This window comes from Dyella sp. 2RAB6 (genome assembly GCF_052115385.1).
Lineage (GTDB): Bacteria > Pseudomonadota > Gammaproteobacteria > Xanthomonadales > Rhodanobacteraceae > Dyella_D.
Genome location: NZ_JBFRGP010000003.1, coordinates 111,186 through 134,398, shown reverse-complemented (window position 1 = coordinate 134,398; position 23,213 = coordinate 111,186). Strand labels below are relative to the sequence as shown.

The 23,213-nt window shown below is 67.9% G+C and carries 18 protein-coding genes; 12 read left to right on the top strand and 6 right to left on the bottom strand.

Going from position 1 to position 23,213, the window contains the following annotated elements; all coding sequences use genetic code 11:
• Window positions 1-131: 131 nt before the first annotated feature.
• The 3 genes from AB4083_RS06445 (at window position 132) to AB4083_RS06435 (ending at window position 2,535) form a co-directional block, all read left to right on the top strand.
• Complete coding sequence (locus tag AB4083_RS06445; protein WP_441606945.1) at window positions 132-1,400, top strand: MFS transporter; 1,269 nt, start codon at window positions 132-134, stop codon at window positions 1,398-1,400.
• A 30-nt stretch (window positions 1,401-1,430) separates the two neighbouring features.
• Window positions 1,431-2,105: a glutathione S-transferase gene (locus AB4083_RS06440; RefSeq protein ID WP_441606944.1), complete on the top strand. Its 675-nt coding sequence runs from the start codon at window positions 1,431-1,433 to the stop codon at window positions 2,103-2,105.
• Window positions 2,106-2,205: 100 nt separating this feature from the next.
• Window positions 2,206-2,535: a hypothetical protein gene (locus AB4083_RS06435; protein WP_441606943.1), complete on the top strand. Its 330-nt coding sequence runs from the start codon at window positions 2,206-2,208 to the stop codon at window positions 2,533-2,535.
• A gap of 71 nt (window positions 2,536-2,606) precedes the next feature.
• Here the strand turns inward: AB4083_RS06435 and aceE are convergent, their stop codons facing one another.
• The 4 genes from aceE to rsgA form a co-directional block, all read right to left on the bottom strand.
• Window positions 2,607-5,300 carry a pyruvate dehydrogenase (acetyl-transferring), homodimeric type gene (gene aceE / locus AB4083_RS06430; RefSeq protein ID WP_441606942.1) on the bottom strand — a complete coding sequence of 898 codons (2,694 nt, stop codon included), beginning with the start codon at window positions 5,298-5,300 and terminating at the stop codon, window positions 2,607-2,609.
• Window positions 5,301-5,703: 403 nt separating this feature from the next.
• Window positions 5,704-7,989: an NADP-dependent malic enzyme gene (locus tag AB4083_RS06425; RefSeq protein ID WP_441606941.1), complete on the bottom strand. Its 2,286-nt coding sequence runs from the start codon at window positions 7,987-7,989 to the stop codon at window positions 5,704-5,706.
• Window positions 7,990-8,177: 188 nt separating this feature from the next.
• On the bottom strand, window positions 8,178-9,452 hold the full coding sequence (locus tag AB4083_RS06420; RefSeq protein WP_441606940.1) for a flavohemoglobin expression-modulating QEGLA motif protein: 1,275 nt from the start codon (window positions 9,450-9,452) through the stop codon (window positions 8,178-8,180).
• Window positions 9,453-9,481: 29 nt separating this feature from the next.
• Window positions 9,482-10,537 carry a ribosome small subunit-dependent GTPase A gene (rsgA, locus tag AB4083_RS06415; protein WP_441606939.1) on the bottom strand — a complete coding sequence of 352 codons (1,056 nt, stop codon included), beginning with the start codon at window positions 10,535-10,537 and terminating at the stop codon, window positions 9,482-9,484.
• 139 nt (window positions 10,538-10,676) lie between these two features.
• Here rsgA and AB4083_RS06410 point away from each other — a divergent pair, with 139 nt between their 5' ends.
• The 5 genes from AB4083_RS06410 (at window position 10,677) to AB4083_RS06390 (ending at window position 18,309) form a co-directional block, all read left to right on the top strand.
• The gene (locus AB4083_RS06410) at window positions 10,677-11,915 is read left to right on the top strand and encodes an aminotransferase class I/II-fold pyridoxal phosphate-dependent enzyme (protein ID WP_441606938.1); all 1,239 of its coding nucleotides are present in this window, start codon (window positions 10,677-10,679) and stop codon (window positions 11,913-11,915) included.
• 8 nt (window positions 11,916-11,923) lie between these two features.
• Entirely contained in the window at window positions 11,924-12,520 is a 597-nt protein-coding gene (locus AB4083_RS06405; protein WP_441606937.1) for an SGNH/GDSL hydrolase family protein, read from the top strand.
• 101 nt (window positions 12,521-12,621) lie between these two features.
• On the top strand, window positions 12,622-13,479 hold the full coding sequence (locus AB4083_RS06400) for a UDP-2,3-diacylglucosamine diphosphatase (protein ID WP_441606936.1): 858 nt from the start codon (window positions 12,622-12,624) through the stop codon (window positions 13,477-13,479).
• A 285-nt stretch (window positions 13,480-13,764) separates the two neighbouring features.
• Window positions 13,765-14,688, top strand: a complete 924-nt coding sequence (gene grxD, locus AB4083_RS06395; RefSeq protein WP_441606935.1) for a Grx4 family monothiol glutaredoxin — start codon at window positions 13,765-13,767, stop codon at window positions 14,686-14,688.
• A 549-nt stretch (window positions 14,689-15,237) separates the two neighbouring features.
• Window positions 15,238-18,309, top strand: coding sequence for a TonB-dependent receptor (locus AB4083_RS06390; RefSeq protein ID WP_441606934.1), 3,072 nt, complete (start codon window positions 15,238-15,240; stop codon window positions 18,307-18,309).
• A gap of 159 nt (window positions 18,310-18,468) precedes the next feature.
• On the opposite strand, the gene AB4083_RS06385 is transcribed toward AB4083_RS06390, so the two are convergent.
• A complete protein-coding gene (locus tag AB4083_RS06385; RefSeq protein WP_441606933.1) occupies window positions 18,469-19,254 on the bottom strand; it encodes an AMP nucleosidase in 786 nt (261 codons plus the stop codon).
• Between the two features lie 221 nt (window positions 19,255-19,475).
• Between AB4083_RS06385 and AB4083_RS06380 the strand changes: the two genes are divergently transcribed.
• Together AB4083_RS06380 and AB4083_RS06375 are read left to right on the top strand one after the other, a co-directional pair.
• Window positions 19,476-20,420 (top strand): DegV family protein, encoded by a 945-nt coding sequence (locus AB4083_RS06380; protein WP_441606932.1) that lies wholly within the window; start codon window positions 19,476-19,478, stop codon window positions 20,418-20,420.
• Between the two features lie 35 nt (window positions 20,421-20,455).
• Complete coding sequence (locus AB4083_RS06375) at window positions 20,456-21,094, top strand: DUF4124 domain-containing protein (protein ID WP_441606931.1); 639 nt, start codon at window positions 20,456-20,458, stop codon at window positions 21,092-21,094.
• A 126-nt stretch (window positions 21,095-21,220) separates the two neighbouring features.
• Here the strand turns inward: AB4083_RS06375 and AB4083_RS06370 are convergent, their stop codons facing one another.
• Entirely contained in the window at window positions 21,221-22,003 is a 783-nt protein-coding gene (locus AB4083_RS06370) for an SDR family oxidoreductase (protein WP_441606930.1), read from the bottom strand.
• 100 nt (window positions 22,004-22,103) lie between these two features.
• Between AB4083_RS06370 and AB4083_RS06365 the strand changes: the two genes are divergently transcribed.
• Together AB4083_RS06365 and AB4083_RS06360 are read left to right on the top strand one after the other, a co-directional pair.
• Window positions 22,104-22,319, top strand: coding sequence for a hypothetical protein (locus tag AB4083_RS06365; RefSeq protein ID WP_441606929.1), 216 nt, complete (start codon window positions 22,104-22,106; stop codon window positions 22,317-22,319).
• A gap of 4 nt (window positions 22,320-22,323) precedes the next feature.
• Window positions 22,324-23,169 (top strand): ABC transporter ATP-binding protein, encoded by an 846-nt coding sequence (locus AB4083_RS06360; protein WP_441606928.1) that lies wholly within the window; start codon window positions 22,324-22,326, stop codon window positions 23,167-23,169.
• Window positions 23,170-23,213: the final 44 nt, after the last annotated feature.

Here is a 23,213-nt window from a genome sequence, read left to right as displayed (position 1 = left end):
AAACCTCGCACGATGACGCCAACGTTGGGGTTCGCCTGCGGCTCACCCCAACCTACGCCCAGGGTTGATGCACCGAGGGTCGATCGGCAGGGTCGCGCGACTACAATGCGCGCTCCCCGGCAAGGATTCCCATGTCGCATTCGACCTCGCCCGCCGCGTCCTTGCGGCAGCACCCCGCCTTCGTGCAGTTCTGGTTCGCGCGCATCGCCTCCGGCTTCGGTTTCCAGATGCTCTCGGTGGCGGTGGGCTGGCAGATCTACGAGATCACCGGACGCGCGCTCGACCTCGGCCTGATCGGCCTGGTCCAGTTCATTCCCTCGGTGCTGCTGGCCTTGCCCGCGGGCCATGTGGCCGACCAGTTCGAGCGGCGGCGCATCGTGTTGCTGGGGCAGATCGTCGACCTGCTCGCGATCGCCGTGCTCGCCGCGCTCAGCCTGATGCATGCGGCGCACGAGGCCAGCATCCTCGCGCTGGTGTTCGTGATCGGCGTGGCCAAGGCGTTCGAGTTTCCGGCGATGCAGTCGATGCTGCCGGCGCTGGTGCCGCCGGCACTGCTGGGCCGCGCGATGGCGGTGAACGGTTCGGCCGGTCAGGCCGCGATGATCATGGGCCCGGCACTCGGTGGCCTGTTGTATGTGGCCGGCCCCGGCGTGGTGTACGTGGTGTGCGCCGTGCTCTATCTGGCCGCGGTGCTGCTGATGCGCCGCCTGCGCTACGAACAGGCGCAGCCCAAGCGCGAGCCCGCCACGCTGAAGACGCTGTTCGCCGGCGTGCATTTCATCCGCGCGCGTCCGGATGTGCTGGGCGTGATCTCGCTGGACCTGTTCGCCGTGCTGCTCGGCGGCGCCACCGCGCTGCTGCCGATCTTCGCCAAGGACGTGCTGCATACCGGCCCATGGGGCCTGGGCCTGCTGCGTGCGGCACCGGCGGTGGGCGCGCTGCTGATGTCGCTGTGGCTGGCGCGGCACAACCTGGAGCGGCGCGTGGGCACGCTGATGTTCGCTTGCGTGGCCGGCTTTGGCGTGGCCACCCTGGTGTTCGCGCTGTCGAGCTGGCTGTGGCTGTCGCTGGTGGCGCTGTTCGCGCTGGGTGCGTTCGACATGGTCAGCATGGTGATCCGCGGCGCGCTGGTGCAGCTGGATACGCCGGACGACATGCGCGGCCGGGTGAGTGCGGTCAATGCGATCTTCATCAATACCTCCAACCAGCTGGGCGAGTTCGAATCCGGCCTGCTGGCGGCCTGGCTGGGCGCGGTCAACGCCACCTTGATCGGCGGCATCGGCACGCTGGTGGTGGTGGGCTTGTGGATGTGGATGTTCCCCAGCCTGCGCCGGCGCCAGAAGCTGCATGCGGAACCGGACCCCGCCGAGGCGGGCGAACACGCCGCCAATACGCTGTAATGCGCTGTCGCCGACCATGAAGGGGAAGTCGTGATCACCGTTCACCATCTCAACAACTCCCGCTCGCAGCGCGTCCTGTGGCTGCTGGAAGAGCTGGAGCTGCCGTACGAGATCAAGCACTACCAGCGCGACCCGCAGACCCTGCTGGCGCCGGCGGAACTGCGCCGGATCCACCCGCTGGGCAAGTCGCCGGTGATCACCGACGGCGAACTCACCCTGGCCGAATCCGGCGCCATCATCGAATACCTCGCCGACCGCTACGGTGCGAACCGCCTGCTGCCGCCGCCGGGTACGCCGGAGCGCCTGCGCAGCACCTACTGGCTGCACTACGCCGAGGGTTCGGCGATGCCGCCGCTGCTGCTGAAGCTGGTGTTCGCGCGCCTGCCGAAGAGCCCGGCGCCGTTCTTCGTCAAGCCGCTGCTGCGCGGCATCGCCGGCAAGGTGCAGCGGGCCTTCATCGATCCGCAGCTGAAGACGCACCTGGCTTACCTGGAAGGCGAGCTGGGGCGCACGCCGTGGTTCGGCGGCGAGCAGTTCGGCGCGGCCGATATCCAGATGAGCTTTCCGCTGGAGGCCGCTGCCTCGCGCGCGGGGCTCACCGCGGCGAGCCATCCGCGCCTGTGGGATTTCCTCGAACGCATCCACGCGCGGCCGGCGTATCGCCGCGCGCTCGAACGCGGCGGGCCTTATTCGATGGTGGATTGAAGACGAATCAAGGACTTTGCTGAACCATGCCGGCCCTGTTTACACACCGCTCACGATGGCGCTGGCATGGTCTTTACTCTGCAACTCAAGGAGCACCGCCATGGGCCGTCACCGCGATATCGAAAGCACCGTCAACGGCATCGGCGAGCAGCTGCGCGACCGCGCACGCCACTATGCGGACGTGGCCGGCGACCACGCCGACGGCCTGATCGAACGCGGCCGCGGCCTGCGCCGCCGCTTCGGCCACGACAAGGTCGACTACGCCCGCCGCCTGTCGCACACCGCCGAGGACATCGCCGACGAGGCGAACTACCAGTACCGCCGCCTGCGCCGCCAGGTGAGCCGGCATCCGGTGGCGACTGCGGCGATCGTGGCAGGCACCATCGGCGCCTTCCTGCTGCTGCGCCGGGCGTTGCGCGACGACGATTGATCTGGACGTTCAGACGTCCAAACAAAAAACCCGCCTTTCGGCGGGTTTTTTATTCTCAGGCCTGGCGAGCCTCAGACGTACAACGGATTCGGCTTGTCCGCATCCAGCTTGTATTCCTTCATCGCACGCGCCACGTCCTTCGGATTGACCTTGCCTTCCTTCGCCAGCGCCGACAGTGCGGCCTGCGCGATCCAGTAGCGGTCGACCTCGAAGAAACCACGCAGGTGCTCGCGCGTATCCGAGCGGCCGAAGCCGTCGGTGCCCAGCACGGTGTAGCGCATGCCGTCGGGGATGAAGGCGCGGATCTGGTCGGCGAACTCGCGCACGTAGTCGGTGGCGGCGACGGCCGGGCCCTGGCGGCCCTGCAGCAGCGCAGTCACGTGCGGCACGCGCTGCTCGCCTTCCGGATGCAGGCGGTTCCAGCGCTCGGCGTCGAAGCCGTCGCGGCGCACTTCGCTGAAGCTCGGCACCGACCAGATGTCGGCGGTGACGCCGAAATCCTTCTCCAGCAGCTCGGCGGCGGCGATCACTTCGCGCAGGATCGTGCCGGAACCGAGCAGTTGCACGCGCGGCTCGCCCTTCTTCGGCTTGCCGGCATCCTTGAACAGGTACATGCCCTTGATGATGTGCTCTTCCACACCCTGCGGCAGGTCGGGGTGGCTGTAGTTCTCGTTCATCACGGTGATGTAGTAGTACACATCCTCCTGCTCCTGCAGCATGCGGCGCGTACCGTCCTGCATGATCACCGCCACTTCGTAGGAGAAGGTCGGGTCATACGACTTCACGTTCGGGATCGAGCCGGACAGCAGGTGCGAATGGCCGTCCTCGTGCTGCAGGCCCTCGCCGTTGAGCGTGGTGCGGCCGGAGGTGCCGCCGATCAGGAAGCCGCGTGCGCGCATGTCGCCGGCGGCCCAGGCCAGGTCGCCGATGCGCTGGAAACCAAACATGGAGTAGTAGATGAAGAACGGCAGCATCGGCTGGTTGCTGATGCTGTAGCTGGTGGCCGCGGCCATCCAGGCGGCCATGCCGCCGGCCTCGGAAATGCCTTCCTGCAGCACCTGGCCCTTCTGGTCTTCGCGGTAGTACAGCAGCTGGTCGGCGTCCTGCGGGCGGTACTTCTGGCCGAACGGCGCGTAGATGCCGATCTGGCGGAACATGCCTTCCATGCCGAAGGTACGCGCCTCGTCGGCCACGATCGGCACCACGCGCTCGCCGATCTGCTTGTCGCGCAGCAGCAGGTTCATGCCACGCACCAGGGCCATGGTGGTGGAGATCTCGCGCTCGCCGGTGCCCTTGGTGATCTGCTCGAAGGCTGCCAGTTCCGGCGCCTTGAGCTTCACGTCGGTCTTGCGGCGACGCTGCGGCAGCGCACCGCCGAGCGCGCGGCGGCGCTCGAGCATGTACTGCACTTCCGGCGAGTCCTTGCCGGGGTGGTAATACGGCACGTCGGCCAGCTTGTCATCCGTCACCGGGATGTTGAAGCGGTCGCGGAAGTGGCGCACGGCCTCGTCGTCCAGCTTCTTCTGCTGGTGGGTCGGGTTCTGCGACTCGCCGGCCGCGCCCATGCCGTAGCCCTTCACGGTCTTGGCCAGGATCACCGTGGGCATGCCCTTGGTGTTCACCGCCTGGTGGTAGGCCGCATAGACCTTGTGCGGGTCATGGCCGCCGCGGTTGAGGCGCCAGATGTCGTCGTCGCTGAGGTTGGCGACCATCTCGCGCGTCTGCGGATACTTGCCGAAGAAATGCTCGCGCGTGTACGCGCCGCCGAAGGCCTTGCACGCCTGGTACTCGCCGTCGATGGTTTCCATCATCAGCTTCTGCAGCACGCCGTCCTTGTCGCGCGCCAGGAGCGGATCCCAGTAGCTGCCCCAGATCACCTTGATGGCGTTCCAGCCGGCGCCGCGGAACACGCCTTCCAGTTCCTGGATGATCTTGCCGTTGCCGCGCACCGGACCGTCCAGGCGCTGCAGGTTGCAGTTGATCACGAACACCAGGTTGTCCAGGCCTTCGCGGCCGGCCAGCGAGATGGCGCCGAGCGACTCCGGCTCATCGGTTTCGCCGTCGCCCATGAAGCACCAGATCTTGCGGTCGGACTTCGGCACCAGGCCGCGGTGCTCCAGGTACTTCCAGAACTGCGCCTGGTAGATCGCCTGGATCGGACCCAGGCCCATCGACACCGTCGGCACCTGCCAGTAATCCGGCATCAGCCAGGGATGCGGGTAGGACGACAGGCCATGGCCCTTGCCCGCCACTTCCATGCGGAACAGGTCGAGCTGGTCTTCGCCGATACGGCCTTCCAGGAAGGAGCGCGCATAGATGCCCGGGCTGGAATGGCCCTGGTGGAACACCAGGTCGCCCGGGTGCTCGGCGCTGGGTGCGCGCCAGAAATGGTTGAAGCCCACGTCGTACAGGGTGGCCGAGGACGCGAAGCTGGCGATATGGCCGCCCAGTTCGCCCGGCTTGCGGTTGGCGCGCACCACCATGGCCATGGCGTTCCAGCGGACCAGGGTGCGGATGCGCCATTCGATCGCCGCGTCGCCGCTCATCTTCGCCTCGTTGGCCGGGGCGATGGTGTTGACGTATTCGGTGGTCGGATTGAACGGCAGGTAGCCGCCGGCGCGCCGGGTCGAGTCGACCATCTTTTCCAGCAGGTAGTGCGCGCGCTCGGTGCCGTCATGGTTGATGACTGCATTGAGCGAATCGACCCATTCCTGGGTTTCGGTGGGGTCGAGGTCCTGGTGGAGGATGTCGTCGAGCTGATCCATGGGGAGTCTTCTCTCCGCGACGCCGGGAACCGGCGCGGCTGCAGGTGGCGCATCGGGGATGCGGGGAACCTTCCGAGTTTAGCTCCGGCGGGGTCTGGCCGCCAATTCGACTCGCGTCGATACGGCACCGCATGGGGGCTGGGGGCTATTTAGAAAAGGCAAAAAAGAACCGGCGGGTGAGCGCAGGTTCTCTATAAACCTTCAAGGTGCAGCCCTTCTCCCGCCGGGAGCACGCGGGGAGCGCACAGGGATGTGCGCGGCTTTGAGGAGCGAGGAAGGTGGCGGCAGCCGGATGAGGGTACGGGCGAAGTGCAACGCACCACTCCGCCCGTACCCTCACCCCAACCCCTCTCTCCCACGGGGACTACCTTCGGGTCGCCGGCGGGAGAGGGGTTTTCATGCATCAGCGGCTCTTCTGCTGCCCGCGGATCTGCGCATCCACCGCCGCGATGGCGGTCATATTGACCACGCGGCGCGGCGTCGAGGCGGGGGTCAGGATGTGCGCCGGCTTGTCGACGCCCATCAGGATCGGGCCGATCGCCACGCCGTCGGTCATCACGCGCACCATGTTGTAGGTGATGTTGGCGGCGTCCAGGTTCGGCATCACGAACAGGTTGGCGCGGCCGGTCAGCGTGGTGTTGGGGAACATGCGCGTGCGCAGGCCCTCGTCCCAGGCGGTGTCGGCCTGCATCTCGCCGTCCATCTCCAGCTTGGGCAGGTGCGACTTCAGCAACTCGTAGACCTTGCGCATCTTCGCCGCGCTGGGGTTGTCGTGGCTGCCGTAGTTGGAATGCGACAGCAGCGCCACCTTCGGCTCGATGCCGAACAGCTTCAGGCGATAGCTGGCCTGCAGGGTAGCCTCGGCGATCTGCTCGGCGGTGGGGTCGACCTGCACGTGGGTGTCGAGGAAGAACCACGCACCCTGGTCGTTGATCACGCCGGTCATGGCCGAGGTGCACTGCACGCCCGGATCCAGCCCGAACACGCTGCGCATGTAGCCGAGCTTCTTGTGGAAGCGCCCGACCAGGCCGCAGATCATCGCGTCCGCTTCGCCGCGCTCGACCATCAGCGAGGCGATCAGCGTGGGCCGCGAGCGCAGCAGGTTCTTGGCCGCCGCCGGCGACACGCCGCGGCGCTCGGTCAGCGCGTGGTACTGCTGCCAGTAATCGTTGAAGCGCGGATCGTCGTCGATGTTGGTCATCTCGAAATCCGTGCCGGCCTTCATGCGCAGGCCGAGGCGCTGGATGCGCGTCTCGATCACGCTGGGGCGGCCGATCAGGATCGGGAAGGCCAGGCGCTCGTCGATCACCGTCTGCACCGCGCGCAGCACGGTCTCTTCCTCGCCTTCGGCGTAGACCACGCGCTTGCGGTCGGCGCGGGCGCGCTCGTACACCGGCTTCATCAGCAGGCCGGTGCGGTAGATGAACTGGCCGAGCTTTTCCTTGTAGGCGTCCATGTCGGTGATCGGACGCTTGGCCACGCCCGAGTCCATCGCCGCCTGCGCCACGGCCGGCGCCAGCATCACCAGCAGGCGCGGGTCGAACGGACGCGGGATCAGGTAATCCGCACCGAAGGTCGGCACGTCGCCGCCGTAGGCGCTGGCCAGGTCGCCGGCTTCCATGCGGGCCAGCTGGGCGATGGCGCGCACGCAGGCGGTCTTCATCGCCTCGTTGATGCCGGTGGCGCCCACGTCCAGCGCGCCGCGGAAGATATACGGGAAGCACAGCGCGTTGTTGACCTGGTTCGGGTAGTCCGAACGGCCCGTCGCGATGATGCAGTCCGGGCGCACGCGCTGGGCGTCCTCCGGCAGGATCTCCGGATTGGGATTGGCCAGCGCCAGGATGATCGGCTGGCGCGCCATCGCGGCGACCATCTCCGCCTTCAGCACGCCGCCGGCGGACAGGCCCAGGAAGATGTCCGCGCCGTCGACGATCTCGGCCAGGGTGCGCGCCTTGGTGTCGCGCGCATAGCGCTGCTTGTCCGGATCCATGTGATCGCGGCCGGTGTACAGCACGCCCTCGCGGTCGTAGGCGAGGATGTGTTCGGGCTTCAGGCCCAGCGCCACCAGCATGTCCAGGCAGGCAATGCCGGCCGCGCCGGCGCCGGCCGTGGCCAGCTTCACGTCCTCGATCTTCTTGCCGACCACTTCCAGCGCGTTGAGCACGGCGGCGCCAACGATAATCGCGGTGCCGTGCTGGTCGTCGTGGAAGACCGGGATCTTCATGCGTTCGCGCAGCTTGCGCTCGACGATGAAGCACTCCGGCGCCTTGATGTCTTCGAGGTTGATGCCGCCGAAGGTCGGCTCCAGGCTGGCGATGATGTCGACCAGCTTGTCCGGGTCGCGCTCGTCGATCTCGATGTCGAACACGTCGATGCCGGCGAACTTCTGGAACAGCACGCCCTTGCCTTCCATCACCGGCTTGCCGGCCAGCGGACCGATGTCGCCCAGGCCCAGCACCGCGGTCCCGTTGGTGATCACCGCCACCAGGTTGCCGCGCGCGGTCATCTCGCTGGCGGCATTGGGGTCCTCGACGATGGCTTCGCAGGCATAGGCCACGCCGGGCGAATACGCCAGCGACAGGTCGCGCTGGGTGACCATGGCCTTGGTGGCCGTGACCTTGATTTTGCCGGGGTGCGGCAGGCGATGGTATTCGAGGGCGGCGAGTCGAAGTTCTTCGGGAAGTGCCATGAGTGCGCGATTCGCTGAGGATGCGGGAGGGGATGGGCGTGCCGCATGCGGCAACATCGCGGCATGTTAGCACCGCACCGGTGCAGTTCCCTTGCGCATTGCGCAAGAACGTACGCGTATGGCGTGCGCGGATGCGTGGCATTAAGCCACGCCGGATAACGGCGCGGCGGGCGCTTAGCCGGAATGTGCTAGAGGCTCAGCGACAGGCTCTCGGCCTGCACCCGTCCCATATGGATGCGATTGACGAACAGCGAGAACGCCAGCTTGCCCGCCAGCCCATGCACATGCTGCATCCACGGCGGCAGCCAGCGCGGCGGCACGATCGCGCCGGACTCGAAATGCGGCTGCAGGCTCAGCACGTCGTGCAGCGCCAGCTTGCCGGCGAACAGATGCCGCAGCATGTCCATGCGGCGCTGCTTCAAGGCCCAGCGGAAGAAAGTGTGCACGGTGAGCAGGCCGCTCAGGTACACGTTGTCCTTGGCGAAGGCCGAGCCGCCGCCCAGCGGCACGCCGCGGAATACGCGCTGGGCCGAGTGGAAGCTGTCGAACGGGTTCTGCCCGCACTCGGAAAAGTACTTGTAGACCTCGACGAAGTCGGCACCGTTGAGCGCCATGTCGATGGCCAGGATGCGCAGGCTGATGCGCTTGAGCCGCGCGATGTCGATCGCGCCGGACATCAGCTCGGCGAACACCGCCAGCCCTTCCTGCGTGGCGGTGACCCGCGGCGAGGTGCGCGCCAGCGAGGCCAGCACCGGCTGGGCGCGGCCGTTGAGCGCGGTGAGCGAATGCACGTAGGCCTCGTGGGCCAGCAGCTGGTGGCGGTCGTATTCGCTGAAACGGGTACCGCCGCGCAGGCGGATGCGGGTGGCGCCGGCCGCGGCCTTGGCGGTGAGTTCGTCGTCGACCTCGACGTGGATCACGCCGTCGCCGAAGAACTGGTCCAGCGTGGCGGCCAGGTCGGCGCGCAGCACGTCGGCCTGCATGCTCGCGCTGTCGTCGTCGCCGAGCAGGTCCGAGCCCAGTTCGTCCGACAGTTCAACGAAGTAGCGGGCCGCATCGAGGTTGCTGCGGTCGCTGCCGGGAATCGGATCGCCGGGGCGTCCGTACAGCACGATCGACGGCGCGGTGAAGCCGGCCGTGCCCACCGCCTCGAGCATTTCCGCGGCGATGCGCCAGGACTCGGCGGTACGGCACAGGTATTCGCCCATCGAATCGTCGTGGCCGGCCTCGCGCTCGATCTTCGCCAGCTCGGCGCGCGCCTCGGACAGGTCGGGCCGCGGATAGTCGACCACCGGCAGGCTGAAGTCGCCCTTGGTGAAGGCCGCGATCAGGCGGTTTTCCAGGGTCGCCGGCCAGGCCACGGTGGGCAGGATGCGGATGCCTTTGACCGCCGCCAGCAGGCGCTGGTCCAGTTCGGCGTAGCGTTGCAGGGCGGGGGTGAGCGTGGCGGTGACGGCATTCATGGCTGGCTCCTGACCCGGGATGCGCTGATTCATTCTTTGTCGCGCGTGCCGCGATGGCCGTGCGGCTTGGTCGACGGCCGCCCACCGCGCTGGCGGCGCAGGCGCGCCTCCAGCGTGGCCGCTTGTTCCTCGCGCTCGTCGCGCAGCTTGAGGTAGTTGCGCCAGCGTTCGGCGGACAGATCGCCGCTGTCCAGCCCCGCCTGCACCGCGCAGCCAGGCTCGCTGCCGTGGCCGCAGTCGGCGAAGCGGCAGCGTTCGGCCAGGGCGTCGATATCGGCGAACAGATCGAGGTTTTCCTCGCCGGTGAGCTTCAGCTCGCGCATGCCGGGCGTATCGATCAGGCAGCCGCCGCTGGGCAGCTGCAGCAGGGCGCGATGGGTGGTGGTGTGGCGGCCGCGGCTGTCGTGCGAGCGCACTTCGCCGGTGGCCATGCGCTCGGTGCCGAGCAAGGTATTGGTGAGCGTGGACTTGCCGGCGCCGGACGAACCCACCAGCACCGCGCTGTCGCCGGGCTGCAGGTAGCGGGTCAGTTCGGCCACGCTGGCCGGGTCCTTGCCGTTGACCGCATGGATCGGCGTGCCGGCGGGCAGGCGCGAACGCAGGCTCGCGACCAGGGTGTCGGCGTCCTCGCGGGTGTCCAGCTTGCTGAGCAGGACCACCGGCTGCGCGCCGGAATCCTCGGTCAGCGACAGATAGCGCTCGATGCGCGCCGGATTGAAGTCGCCGTCCAGGCCGGTCAGCACCAGCACGTAGTCGATATTGGTGGCGATGATCTGCCGCTCGTAGCGCTCCCCGGCGGCGGCGCGCGACAGCACGGTGCGGCGCGGCAGCACCTTGACGATATGCGGCGGGCTGCCCGGTTCCAGCTCGACGAAATCGCCCACGGCGGGGCGCTCGGTGGGATCCAGGCCGCGTTTTAGGAAATGTCCGGCTGGCTGCGCCCCGAACAGTGCGACACCATCGTGCAGCTCGTAGCCCGCGCGATGCTGCGCGACTACCCGGGCCAGGCGCAGCTCGCCTGGCGGCAGGGCATCGCCGCGCCAGCCGACGCTGCGCAGGCGTTCGATGATCTCGGCCTCAGTCATGAGGGACGATTATGCCCTGCCTGCGGGCCGCCCGGAATCGGGCCAGCGCACGCCTCGCACGCTCCGACAGGCGCTGCTAGCATGCAGAAGCCCCCAGAAAAGCGCTGTACAGCGCCAAGCACACGAAGGACCCAAGACGTTGGCCCCGATCAAACCCAGCCCGCACCTGGCCCAAGTGCGCTACGAAATCCGCGGCGCCCTGACCCGTCGTTCGCGCGAACTGGAAGCCGCCGGCCTGCCGATCATCAAGCTGAATATCGGCAACCCCGGCCGCTACGGCTTCGAGACCCCGCCCCATCTGCGCGAAGCCATCGCCGCCCATCTGCGCGACAGCGAAGCCTATGGCCATGAGCAGGGGCTGGAAGAAGCACGCGAGACCATCGCCGCGCAGCAGCGCGCCCGCGGCGCGCGCGACGTGGAAGTGGAGCGCGTGTTCGTCGGCAACGGCGTCAGCGAACTGATCGACCTGAGCCTGCGCGCCCTGCTGCAGCCGGGCGACGAGGTGCTGCTGCCCAGCCCGGACTATCCGCTGTGGAGCGCCGCCACCATCCTCAACGACGGCCAGCCGCGCTATTACCGCTGCCTGGCCGAGAACGGCCACCTGCCCGACCCGGAAGAAATCGAGGCGCTGGTCACCGCGCGCACCCGCGCGATCGTGCTGATCAATCCGAACAATCCCACCGGCGCCGTGTATCCGCGCGAGCTGCTGGAGCGCATCGTGCGCATCGCCGAGCGCCATCACCTGCTGCTGCTCACCGACGAGATCTACGACGAGATCCTCTACGACGGCGCGCAGTTCGAGCCGCTGGCCAAGGTGGCCGGCGACGTGCCCTGCGTCAGCTTCGGCGGCTTGAGCAAGGTGCACCGCGCCTGCGGCTACCGGGTGGGCTGGATGAGTCTTTCCGGCGACCCGGCGCGCACCCATGAGTACCGCGACGCGCTGCAGCTGCTGGCCGCGTTGCGCCTGTGCGCCAATGTCACTGCGCAGTGGGCGGTGCGTCCGGCGCTGGAGAGCAAGCCGACCATCGGCGCGCTGACCTCGCCCGGCGGACGCCTGCACGAGGCGCGGCGGATGATCCTGGAGGGCGTCGCGCACAGCGAATTCCTCGACCTGGCAACCCCGGGCGGCGCGCTGTACGCGTTCCCGCGCGTGCGCGCCGACCGCGTGCCGCACTTCGACGACAACGCCTTCGCGCTGCGCCTGCTGGAAGAGGAATCGGTGCTGGTGGTGCCGGGCAGCAGCTTCAACGTGCCGGACAGCCGCCACCTGCGCCTGACCCTGCTGCCGCCACCGGAGCAGTTGCGCGAGGTGTTCGTGCGCATCGAGCGGGTGCTCGCGCGCATGGCCGAAGGACAGCAGGCGCGCGCGGTCGCTTGATCGCACGCATGCTCAGCTACCTCGCGCTCGGCGACTCCTACACCATCGGCGAGGCCGTGCCCGCCGAAGGCCGCTGGCCGATGCGCCTGGCCGCCGCCCTGCGCGCGCAGGGCGTGGCGCTGGCGGACCCCAGCATCCTCGCCACCACCGGCTGGACCACCGACGAGCTGTCGGCGGCGATGGACGCCGCCGCCTTCGCCCCGCCGTACGAGCTGGTCAGCCTGCTGATCGGCGTCAATAACCAGTATCGCGGGCGTACGGCCGACGAGTACCGCGGCGAATTCCGCCGCCTGCTGGAACGCGCGATCGCCCTGGCCGGCGCCCGGCCCGGCCGCGTGCTGGTGCTGTCGATTCCGGACTGGGGCGTCACCTCGTTCGCGCGCGAAAGCGGCCGCGATACCGCGCAGATCGCCGCCGAGCTGGACGCCTTCAACGCCATCGCCGCCGGGGAAACCCGCGCCGCCGGCGCCGCCTTCGTCGATATCGCGCCGATCTCGCGCGACTACCCGGCCCTGCTCGCCGACGACGGCCTGCACCCTTCGGCCGCGCAATACGCGCTATGGGCCGAGGCCGCGCTGCCGGTCGCGCGCCACCTGCTGGCCTGAGCTCCCCTCCCGCGCCGCAACAAAGCTGCAACCGCGCCGCCACGAGCCGGTGACCTGTCCCGAGCAGACTGAGCTCCCGGATACCACCGGGAGAGACAGCCATGGCGACCTTTCACTGCCGCAGCGCCTTCATCTCCGACGTGCATCTGGGCACGCCTGACTGCAAGGCTTCTTACCTGCTCGACTTCCTGCGCAAGCTGCGCTGCGAGAAGCTGTATCTCGTCGGCGACATCATCGACATGGAAGCGCTGGCCAAACGCATCTGGTGGCACGCCGACCACGGCGCCGTGCTGGCCGAGCTGCTGGACATGGCACGGCGGGGGATCGAGGTGATCTACATCCCCGGCAATCACGACGCCCCGCTGCGCGGCCTGGCCGGGCAGAGCTTCGGCGGCGTGCGCATCGAACTGGACGCCGTGCACGAGGGCGCCGACGGACGCCGCTACCGGGTCAGCCACGGCGACGAATTCGACCCCGAACACATCGGCCGTACCTGGATGCTGCACCTGGGCGAGGTGATGCACCGCTTCATCTGCTGGACCAACCGCCGCGTGCACGCCATGCGGCGCCGGCTGGAGCTGCCGTACCTGCCGCTGTCGATCATCGTGAAGTCGCATATCCGCAAGGCGCTGGCCTATATCCGCGCCTACGAGGAACGCGTGGCCAGCGATGCCCGCGAGCGCGGCTTCGACGGCCATATCTGCGGCCACATCCATTTCGGCCACGTGCGCGAGATGGACGGTGTGCTGTACCTCAACGACGGCGACTGGGTGGAGCACTGCACGGCCCTGGTCGAAGACCACACCGGCGCGATGGAACTGATCCACTGGAGCGAGCAGCCGGCCGCGCTCGGCCGCGCCAGCCGCGAGCTGGTGCTGCCCTCGCCCGCCTCCGGCCTGGCCCTGGCGCCGCTGGCCCGGCACCGGCGCAACCTGTCGGAACTGCGCCCGGCGGCGTGAGCCGGAAGGCACGGCCAGGGACGAGCGGCGAGGACGCGGGGCGACAGGACGCGCCGCCGCAGGACGCGGGCCGCGTCCTCGCCGCTCGTTCCTGGCCTACCTTGAGCCCGTAGGTTGGGGTGAGCCGAAGGCGAACCCCAACAGACCTCACACGAGGTCGCAGTGCTGGGGTTTGCTGCGCTCACCCCAACCTACGCCGCTTGAGCCTTTGGGCGTTGAAGCTGCCCGGCCGCGCCAGCATATGGAGGGGGCGTATCATTGACCCTCTTTGCCGGAGTCCCCCTGATGTCCCTCGACAGCGCCACCCGCGAACGCATCGAAACCCTGCTCAAGAACCACCGCGTGGTGCTGTTCATGAAGGGCACCCGCCAGCAGCCGATGTGCGGCTTCTCGGCCGCGGCCACCAATACGCTCAACGAGCTGGTGCCCGACTACCACACGGTGAACGTGCTGGAAGACCCGGAGATCCGCGAGGGCATCAAGGCCTACGGCGACTGGCCGACCATTCCGCAGCTGTATGTGGAAGGCGAGCTGGTCGGCGGCGCCGACATCATTCGCCAGATGTACACCAGCGGCGAACTGCACACCCTGTTCGGCGCCACCCCGCCGGACCGCAGCGCACCGCAGATCACCATCACCGACAAGGCCGCCGAGGCGATCCGCCAGGGCACGACCAATGCGCAGGGCCTGGCCCTGCACCTGGAGATCGGCCCGGACCACAGCGCCGGCTTCCAGCTCGCCCCGGCCGGCGACCATGACATCGTGTCCAGCAGCAACGGCATCGACGTGCATTTCGACCCGGGCAGTGCGCAGCGCGCCAAGGGCATCGTGATCGACTGGGTTTCCACCGTGCAGGGCGAGGGCCTCAGCCTGAAGTTCCCCGGCGCGCAGGAGATCAAGAACCTGACCGTGCAGGAGCTCAAGGCCCGCCTGGCCGCCGGCGACCTGGTGCTGGTCGACGTGCGCCCGGCCCATGGCCGCGCCCAGGCCGCCCCGCTGGCCCAGGCCCGCGTGCTGGACGAAGTCGGCTACGACACGCTGGCCGCCTTGCCCAAGGACACCGCCATCGCCTTCATCTGCCATCACGGCGTGTCCAGCCGCGGGGTGGCCGAGCGCTTCGCCGCGCACGGCTTCAGCAACGTCTATAACGTGCAGGGCGGAATGGACGCATGGGCGGCGGAAATCGACCCCAGCGTGCCGCGCTATTGAGGTACTTCTAGGAAAAATTCCTAGGAAAAATCGGGGCCTACGGGCCCCGATCGCTTTTCTGACGCGCAAAAAACCGGACAAAACGCGCCTCTTATTTATGATTCATTCATAGAATGAGCAATGTTTTGCGAAATAGCCGCCAGCGCACCACGCAAGGGCACCTCCCCTCGCCGCAAGCCTCTTCGTATTTCTTGCCGCTGGCTTGCAAACGCCCCGTTTACCGAAAGATTTCACGATCAGAATGAGAAAATTTACCCGGCGCATAAAGCGGGCCAAACCACGGTGGGCTCGTTTTTTCCTACGACGCGTAACCATTGCATAACAAATGCGCGGTTCGTAGCTTCGGACTAGGCCACAAGTCACGGCGGGGCACGCCATGAAAGGCCTCCGGATGTGGGGACATCCGGACGAATCGGGGGAGTACCGCTTACCAAGGCAGGCATGACAGGGGCACCCCGCCTCGGGCATGGCTTTGCCGTGGGCAGCGTTCCGGTTCGATGAACTCGCTCAGTCCTAGCGACCAAAACAATCATCAACCGAGGTTCGACCATGACTTCCAGCAAAGCCAAACGCTACGGTGGTTTTTCGCTGCCGCGGCGCCCGCTCGTGCTCGCCCTGGCCGTGGGCCTGGGCCTCGCGAGCAGCGGCATCGCGCTTGCCCAGTCCAATGCGACGGGCGTGATCTTCGGCCAGGCCGCGCCGGGAGAAACCATCCACATCGAAAGCACGCAGACCGGCCTCAAGCGCGACCTCACCACCGACGCGCAGGGCCGATACCGCGCCGCCTCGCTGCCGATCGGCACGTACAACGTGTCCGTCATCAAGGACGGCAAGGTGATGGACAGCCGCAACGACGTGCAGACCACGATCAGCAGCGGTGTCGAAGTGTCCTTTATCGCCAACGCCGCCAACGCGCAGACGCTGGGCGCGGTGCAGGTGGTGGGTAATGTGCTGCCGGCGATCGACGTGTCGTCGGTGGACTCGCGCGCCGTGCTCACCGCCGACCAGTTGGCCAAGCTGCCGATCGCGCGCACCTCGATCAGCTCGATCGCCCTGCTCGCGCCGGGCACCACGCAGGCGGCCAGGGGCTATGGCAACGCACTGTCGTTCGGCGGTTCGTCCGCTTCGGAGAACGCGTACTACATCAACGGTTTCTCGGTCACCAATCCGCTGACCGGCGTGAGCTCGCGCCAGCTTCCCTATGACGCGATCGACCAGGAGCAGGTGCTGATCGGCGGCTACGGCGCCGAGTACGGCCGTTCCACCGGCGGCGTGATCAACGTAGTGACCAAGCGCGGCACCAACCAGTGGAAGGGCGACGTGCAGGCGTTCTGGTCGCCCAGCCAGCTGGCGCAGCAGCCGCGCAACGTGTATCGCCGCAATGGCACCCTGTACCAGGTCGGCAACGGGTTCTCGCCGCGCGATCGCGACGAACTGCAGTATTCCGGTTCCATCGGCGGCGCGCTGATCAAGGACAAGCTGTTCTTCTTCGGCGCCGCGGACGCGGTCCACCAGACCGATGTGTTCCACGGCACCCAGTCCAACAGCTCCACCGTGCAGAACGACAGCAACCACATCACGCGCTGGCTGACCAAGTTCGACTGGAACATCACCGACAGCCACATCCTGGAATTCACCGCCACCGGCGACGACGAAACCACCGACTCGCAGATCTACGGCTACAACTATTCGACCCAGCAGAACACCGGCTACAAGGTCCACCAGTACACCAAGAACTACAACGGCACGCAGACCAACGGCACGCCGGGCGGCAACATCTACGTCGGCCACTACACCGGTTACATCACCGACGATCTGACCATCAACGCGATGTACGGCAAGAGCAACGCGGATCACATCCAGACCATCACCGGCGCCGGCGGCACGCCGTGTCCGGCGATTACCGACAACCGCGCCATCGCCGCGACCAATCCCGCGCCCAGCTGCCAGTTCGGCGCCACCACCACCTTGCGCCCGGGTTCGAAGGACAGCACCAACGGCTGGAGCTTCAACGTCGAATACCGCCTGGGCAGCCATGACCTGCGCGCCGGTATGGATAACTACATCCTGCGCGCCACCTGGGGCAGCGCGCCGGTGACCGGCACCTCCTGGCGCTACTTCGACCTCGGCGGCGGCCAGGCGATCACCCAGCGCCTGACCAACCTGGGCCTGAGCCCGAGCCTGTACAACCCGGCCGCGTTCGCCAACGGCTACTACGCCGAATCCACCGGCCTCAGCACCGGTACCTCGGCCCGCACTGCGCAGCGCTCGCAGTTCGTCGAAGACCACTGGCAGCTGACCGATCGCTGGAACATCTACCTGGGCCTGCGCAACGAGCAGTTCACCAACTACAACGGCGTCGGCGCCGCCTATGCGAAGGAACGCAACCAGCTCGACCCGCGCCTGGGCTTCGCCTGGGACGTGTACGGCGACAGCTCGCTGAAGATCTACGGCAATGCCGGCCGCTATCACCTGGGCCTGCCGACCAGCGTGGCGGTGCGCGGCGCCGGTCCGTCCACCTTCCCGTCCACCTACTACGCCTACACCAGCATCGACCCGACCACCGGCGTGCCGCAGGGCCTGAGCGTGGGCTCGCCGTGGTCGCAGACCTTCTACAACAACGGTGCCAACGGCACCCCGCCCGATGCCAGGACGGTGTCGGTGAAGGACCTGAAGACCTACTACCAGGACGAGTACATCCTCGGCTTCGACAAGCAGTTGCCGAACAACTGGACAGTCGGCGCCAAGGCCATGTTCCGCACCCTGCGCAACCTGATCGACGACGACTGCGATAGCCGTCCGATCCAGGCCTGGGGCGATGCGCACGGCATGAGCGCGGTGGTCGCCGCCGGTATCGCCAACAGCACGCAGTGCTGGCTGTACAACCCGGGCAACGCCAATACCTTCATCCTGTCGCCCGCGGCGGGCCAGTACTTCGAAGTACCGCTGAGCGCACGCGAGATCGGCGAGCCGAAGGCCAAGCGCCGCTACTACATGCTCGACTTCTATGCCGAGCATCAGTTCAGCGACAAGTGGTACGCCAAGGTCGAGTACACCTTCTCGCGCAGCTACGGCAACTCGGAAGGCCAGCTCGACTCCGACATCGTGCAGGCGGACGTGTCGACCACCGAGAGCTGGGACGCGCCGGAACTGATGGAGAACACCAACGGCCCGCTGGCCAACGACCAGACGCACCAGCTGCGCATCCTGGGCGTGTACCAGCCGACGCCGGAATGGCGCTTCTCCACGGTCAGCCGCATCACCTCCGGCACGCCGATCAGCTGCATCGGCGCCCGTCCGGAATCGGCGGGCGGCGACCCGGTGGGTTACCAGGCGGCGTACTTCTGGTGCAACGGCAAGCCCGCGGGACGCGGCTCGTACGGCCGCACGCCGTGGACCTACACCTTCAACATGAGCGCTGCCTGGCAGCCGGCCTTCCTGGACCACAAGCTGACCCTGTCGGCCGACATCTTCAACCTGCTCGGCAAGCAGCGCATCACCCAGCTCAACGAGACCTGCGAAGACCCCTCGGGCAACACCACGATCAACTGCTTCCGCCCGCGTTCGTTCCAGGACCCGCGTTACGTCCGCCTCGGCGCGCGTTACGACTTCTCGCTGTAAGGGGCTAGCCATTCCAAAGTGCGCGGGGATCCACGGATGGAGTTCCCCGCGCCGACAAACAGCTGGTATCTCCCCATATGGGCCGCCGCGAGGCGGTCCCTTTTTTTGCGGGCGATACGAAAACCTTCTCCCCGGACGGGGAGAAGGGGAAGTGCGCACTTACTCGACGTTTTCCTCGAAGCGCAGGTGCTTCACGCTGCGGCCGTTGCGGCGCACCAGCTTCAGCGCCTCGATGCCGATGCGGATATGGCGCTCGACGAACTGCGCCGTCACGCCGCGGTCGCTGGCCTCGGTCTTCACCCCTTCCGGGATCATCGGCTGGTCCGAGACCAGCAGCAGCGCGCCGCAGGGGATCTCGTTGGCGAAGCCCGCGGCGAAGATGGTGGCGGTCTCCATGTCCACCGCCATGCAGCGGGTGCGGCGCAGGTAGTCCTTGAACTGCTCGTCGTGCTCCCACACGCGGCGGTTGGTGGTGTACACCGTGCCGGTCCAGTAGTCGTAGCCGAGGTCGCGGATCATGGTGGAGACGCCACGCTGCAGCTGGAACGCCGGCAGCGCTGGCACTTCCGGCGGCAGATAGTCGTTCGAGGTGCCCTCGCCACGGATGGCGGCGATCGGCAGCACCAGGTCGCCGATCGCGTTCTTCTTCTTCAGGCCGCCGCACTTGCCCAGGAACAAGGCGGCCTTGGGCGCGATGGCGCTGAGCAGGTCCATCACCGTGGCGGCATTGGGGCTGCCCATGCCGAAGTTGATCAAGGTGATGCCGTCGGCGGTGGCATTGGGCATGGGACGGTCGCGTCCCTGCACTTCCACGCCATGCCATTCGGCGAACAGATCGACGTAGTGGCCGAAATTGGTCAGCAGCACGTAGTCGCCGAACTGATCCAGCGGCGTGCCGGTATAGCGCGGCAGCCAGTTGGAAACGATTTCCTGTTTGTCTTTCATGGGACCCTTTGGCAGGTCGATGGGCGCGGGAGCCTCCCGCACCGCGTTACCGGCGACGCCACGCCGGCGATAGGCCGAATGATCCGCATCATTCTAGCCGGAACCGGCCCCGGCTCCCGCATGGCGCAGTGCCGCATGGCCGGCGCGTGTTATGTGACCCAGTCGGCACAGGCGCCGGCCCATGTTATGTTCCCGCCGCAGTCGAGCTAGGGGGTAAAAAGATGCGCATGGGGCTGGCCATCGATGCGTCCTGCGATATTCCGCAGGGCTTCCTGGAGGAACACGGCGTCACGGTGATGCCGATCACCGTGCGGGTCGACAGCGAAACCTTCCTCGACGACCGCGGCGCCGTCGAAGTCCGCCGCTTCATCGACCGCAAGCTGGGCGACCGCAGCCACTCGGCCGAAACCGAGCCCTGCTCGGTGGAAGAGGTGCAGAAGCTGTTCCTGGAAAAACTCGTGCTGGAGCAGGACTGCGTGTTCTGCCTCACCGTCACCGCCACGCGCAGCCCGATCAACGACCACGTCAACAAGGCCAGCTTCGCGGTGCTCAAGCACTACCGCGCGGCGCGCGAGCGGGCCGGGTTGTCCGGCCAGTTCCTGATGCGCGTGATCGACACCCGCAACCTGTTCGCCGGCACCGCGCCGGCCATCGTGGAAGCCGCCCGCCTGGTCAAGGCCGGCGAGACGCCGCCGGCGATCCGCGAGCGCGCCACCTTCATCGCCAACCATTCCTACGGCTACATGCTGCCGCGCGACCTGTATTACCTGCGCGCGCGCGCCAAGAAGAAGGGCGACCGCAGCGTCGGCCTGTTCAGCGCGGTGCTGGGCTCGGCGCTGGACATCAAGCCGCTGCTGCGCTGCTTCCGCGGCGAGACCGGGCCGGCCGGCAAGGTGCGCGGCTTCGAGCACGGCGCGCAGACCCTGTTCGGCTACGCCGTGCAGCGGGTGCGTGCCGGCCTGCTGGTGCCGGCGATGTGCGTGAGCTACGGCGGCGACCTGGCCGAACTGGACAACCTGCCCGGCTACGCCGACCTGCGCACCGTCTGCGCCGAGCACGGCGTGGCGCTGATGGAAGCGCCGATGAGCATCACCGGCATGGTCAACGTCGGCGAGGGCGCCATCACGCTGGGCTTCGCCGCCGAGGAACATGAGGCGGAGTTCTGAGTCGGGCGGCCATCCGCAGGCATAGAATCCTGCCGATGCGCCGCCTGATCCTCTCGCTGCTCCTGCTGTCGCCGCTGGCCGCCCTGCCGGCCGGCGCCGCCACCGTCTACAAGTGCACCGGCGCCGATGGGCGGGTGACCTTCCAGGACCGCCCCTGCGCCCGCGCGCAGCGGCAGGACGTCGTGCAGCTGGCCGATCCCACGCCGGCCGCACCGGCGCCGCCGCAGCAGCCGCCGGCGGGCGACGACCGCGATACCAGCCCGCCTGCGCCGCCCTCCCGCCCGGCGGAGCCGGCCGCGCCCCTGCCCGGCCTGTACGCCTGCACGCGCGCGACCGACGGCAAGTTCTACATCAGCCGCAACGGCGACCCGCAGCCCTATCTCGCGCCGTTCGGCATGGTCGGCATGGTGCAGACGCCGCTGGCGCGCGGCGGCGGCTCAGGCGCCTCGGCGCCTGAGCTCAACCGCGGCAAGGTCACCGCCGGGCTGGTCTCGGGCAACTACGTGTGGGTGCAGGACCAGTGCCGCCCGATGAGCTTCGACGAAACCTGCCACGCCCTGCAGGGCGACTACGACGACAACGCGCGCAAGCTGCGCCGCGCCTTCAAGAGCGACCGCCCGCCGCTGGAACGGCGCGACGAGGAGCTGCGCGGGCAGTTGGCGAATTGCCGCTGAGCGCAGCAGCCGGCGTAGGTTGGGGTGAGCCGCAGGCGAACCCCAACGATGTGCCCGGCCCGTGCCCCTGTTGGGGTTCGCCTGCGGCTCACCCCAACCTACGCCGACGTCGTTGCGCTCATGCGCTCAGAACCCGTAATTGAGAAACCCGCCATCCACCGCCAGCACCTGCCCGGTGATGTAGCTGGCCGCGGGCAGGCACAGGAAGGCGATCGCCGCGGCCACTTCCTCGGGCTCGCCGATACGACGCAGCGGGGTGTGGTCGAGCACTTCGTCCAGATAGTCGTCGTCCGCCAGCGCGGGCTCCGAGCGTTGCGTGCGGATATACCAGGGCGCCACCGCATTGACACGGATGCCATCGGTGGCCCATTCCACCGCGAGGTTGCGGGTGAGCTGGTGCAGCGCGGCCTTGCTCATGCCATAGGCCGCGCCGGTGCGCACGTGGGTGATGCCGGACACCGAGCCGACATTCACGATCGCCGCGTTGGCGTGCTGCACCAGTTGCGGATGCGCCAGACGGCACATCTCGAAGGCGGAGAACAGGTTCAGTTCGAAGATCGAGCGGTAGTCGCGCTCGCTGTAGTCCAGCGCCGCGGCGGGCATGTTGCCGCCGGCGTTGTTGACCAGCAGCGACAGCGGCGCGCCGAGATCCGCGATCCAGTCGAACACCGCCAGCCGGTCCTCCTGCACGCCGAGGTCCGCGGCGAAGGCCAGCACTTCGATCTGCTCGAAATCATCCGCCAGTTCGACCCGCACCTGTTCGAGGTAATCGCTGTCGCGCGCCACCAGCAGCAGGTTCGCGCCGAGGCCGGCCAGCTCGCGCGCGGCGGCGTAACCGATGCCCTTGCTGGCGCCCGTGATCAAGGCGGTGTGGCCCTGCAGCTGCCAGGCGTCGATACGGTTGTTCATGCAGGCGAGCTTAGAACCTGCGTCACGCGGGGACCAGCCCGAGGTTGCCGCGCCATTCCCTGCGCGGGACACTGCGGACGGCCCCTACGGAGCATCCACCATGAAAGCATGGCTCTTCCTCCCGCTCAGCCTGTTCGCCCTCAGCGCCTGCTCGGGCAAGCCGCCCACGCCCAAGGCCGAAGCCGCGCCCGCGCCGCGCGTCGCCACCCCGTTCGACGACCTGAAGAAGCAGGAGCAGAAGGCCAAGGACGTGCAGAAGGTGGTCGACCAGCAGGCCGAACAGCAGCGCAAGCAAGTCGACGCGGCGGAACAGTAAAGGCATGGCGCGCGAATCCACCGCCGTCGAACACGCCACGCCCGCGATCGCCGCCGACGCACCGGTACTGGAACTGGACCGCGCCAGCGTATTGCGCGGCGAGCGCCTGATCCTGGAGGCACTGAGCCTGCGCGTCGCCGCCGGCGAGCACACCGCCATCCTCGGCGCCAACGGCTCGGGCAAGTCCACCCTGGTGAAGCTGGTGACGCGCCAGCTCTATCCGCTGGCGCGCGAGGACGGCCAGCCGAGCGTGCGCGTGTTCGGGCGCGAGCGCTGGCACGTCGCCGAGCTGCGCAGCCTGCTCGGCATCGTGTCGCCCGCGCTGCAGCTGGACTACACCACCGACACGCCGCTGGAAGTGTTCGACGCGGTGGTGTCGGGCTTCTACGCCGCGCGCGGCCTCGGCCCGGACCACCGCCCCACGCCGGCGATGCGCGAACGCGCGCACGCGGCGCTGGCGCAGATGGGTATCGCCCATCTGCTCGGCCGCGACCTGGCCACGCTGTCCACCGGCGAGGCGCGCCGCGTGCTGATCGCGCGCGCCCTGGTGCACCGTCCGCGCGCCCTGCTGCTGGACGAACCCAGCGCCGGCCTGGACCTGGCCACCCGCCGCCACTTCCTGGAAAGCCTGCGCACGCTGGCGCGCAGCGGCACCACCTTGCTGCTGGTCACCCACCACATCGAGGAAATCGTGCCGGAGATCGGCCGCGTGCTGCTGCTGCGCGAAGGCAAGGCGCTGCGCCATGGCGACAAGGCCCAGGTGCTCACCGATGCCGCGCTGAGCGAAGCCTTCGGCATGCGCGTGCGGGTCGGACGCGACGGCGACTACTTCAGCGCGGTGCCGGCCTGATCGCAGTGCCATAAAGAAAAACGGCGGCCCGATGGCCGCCGTTT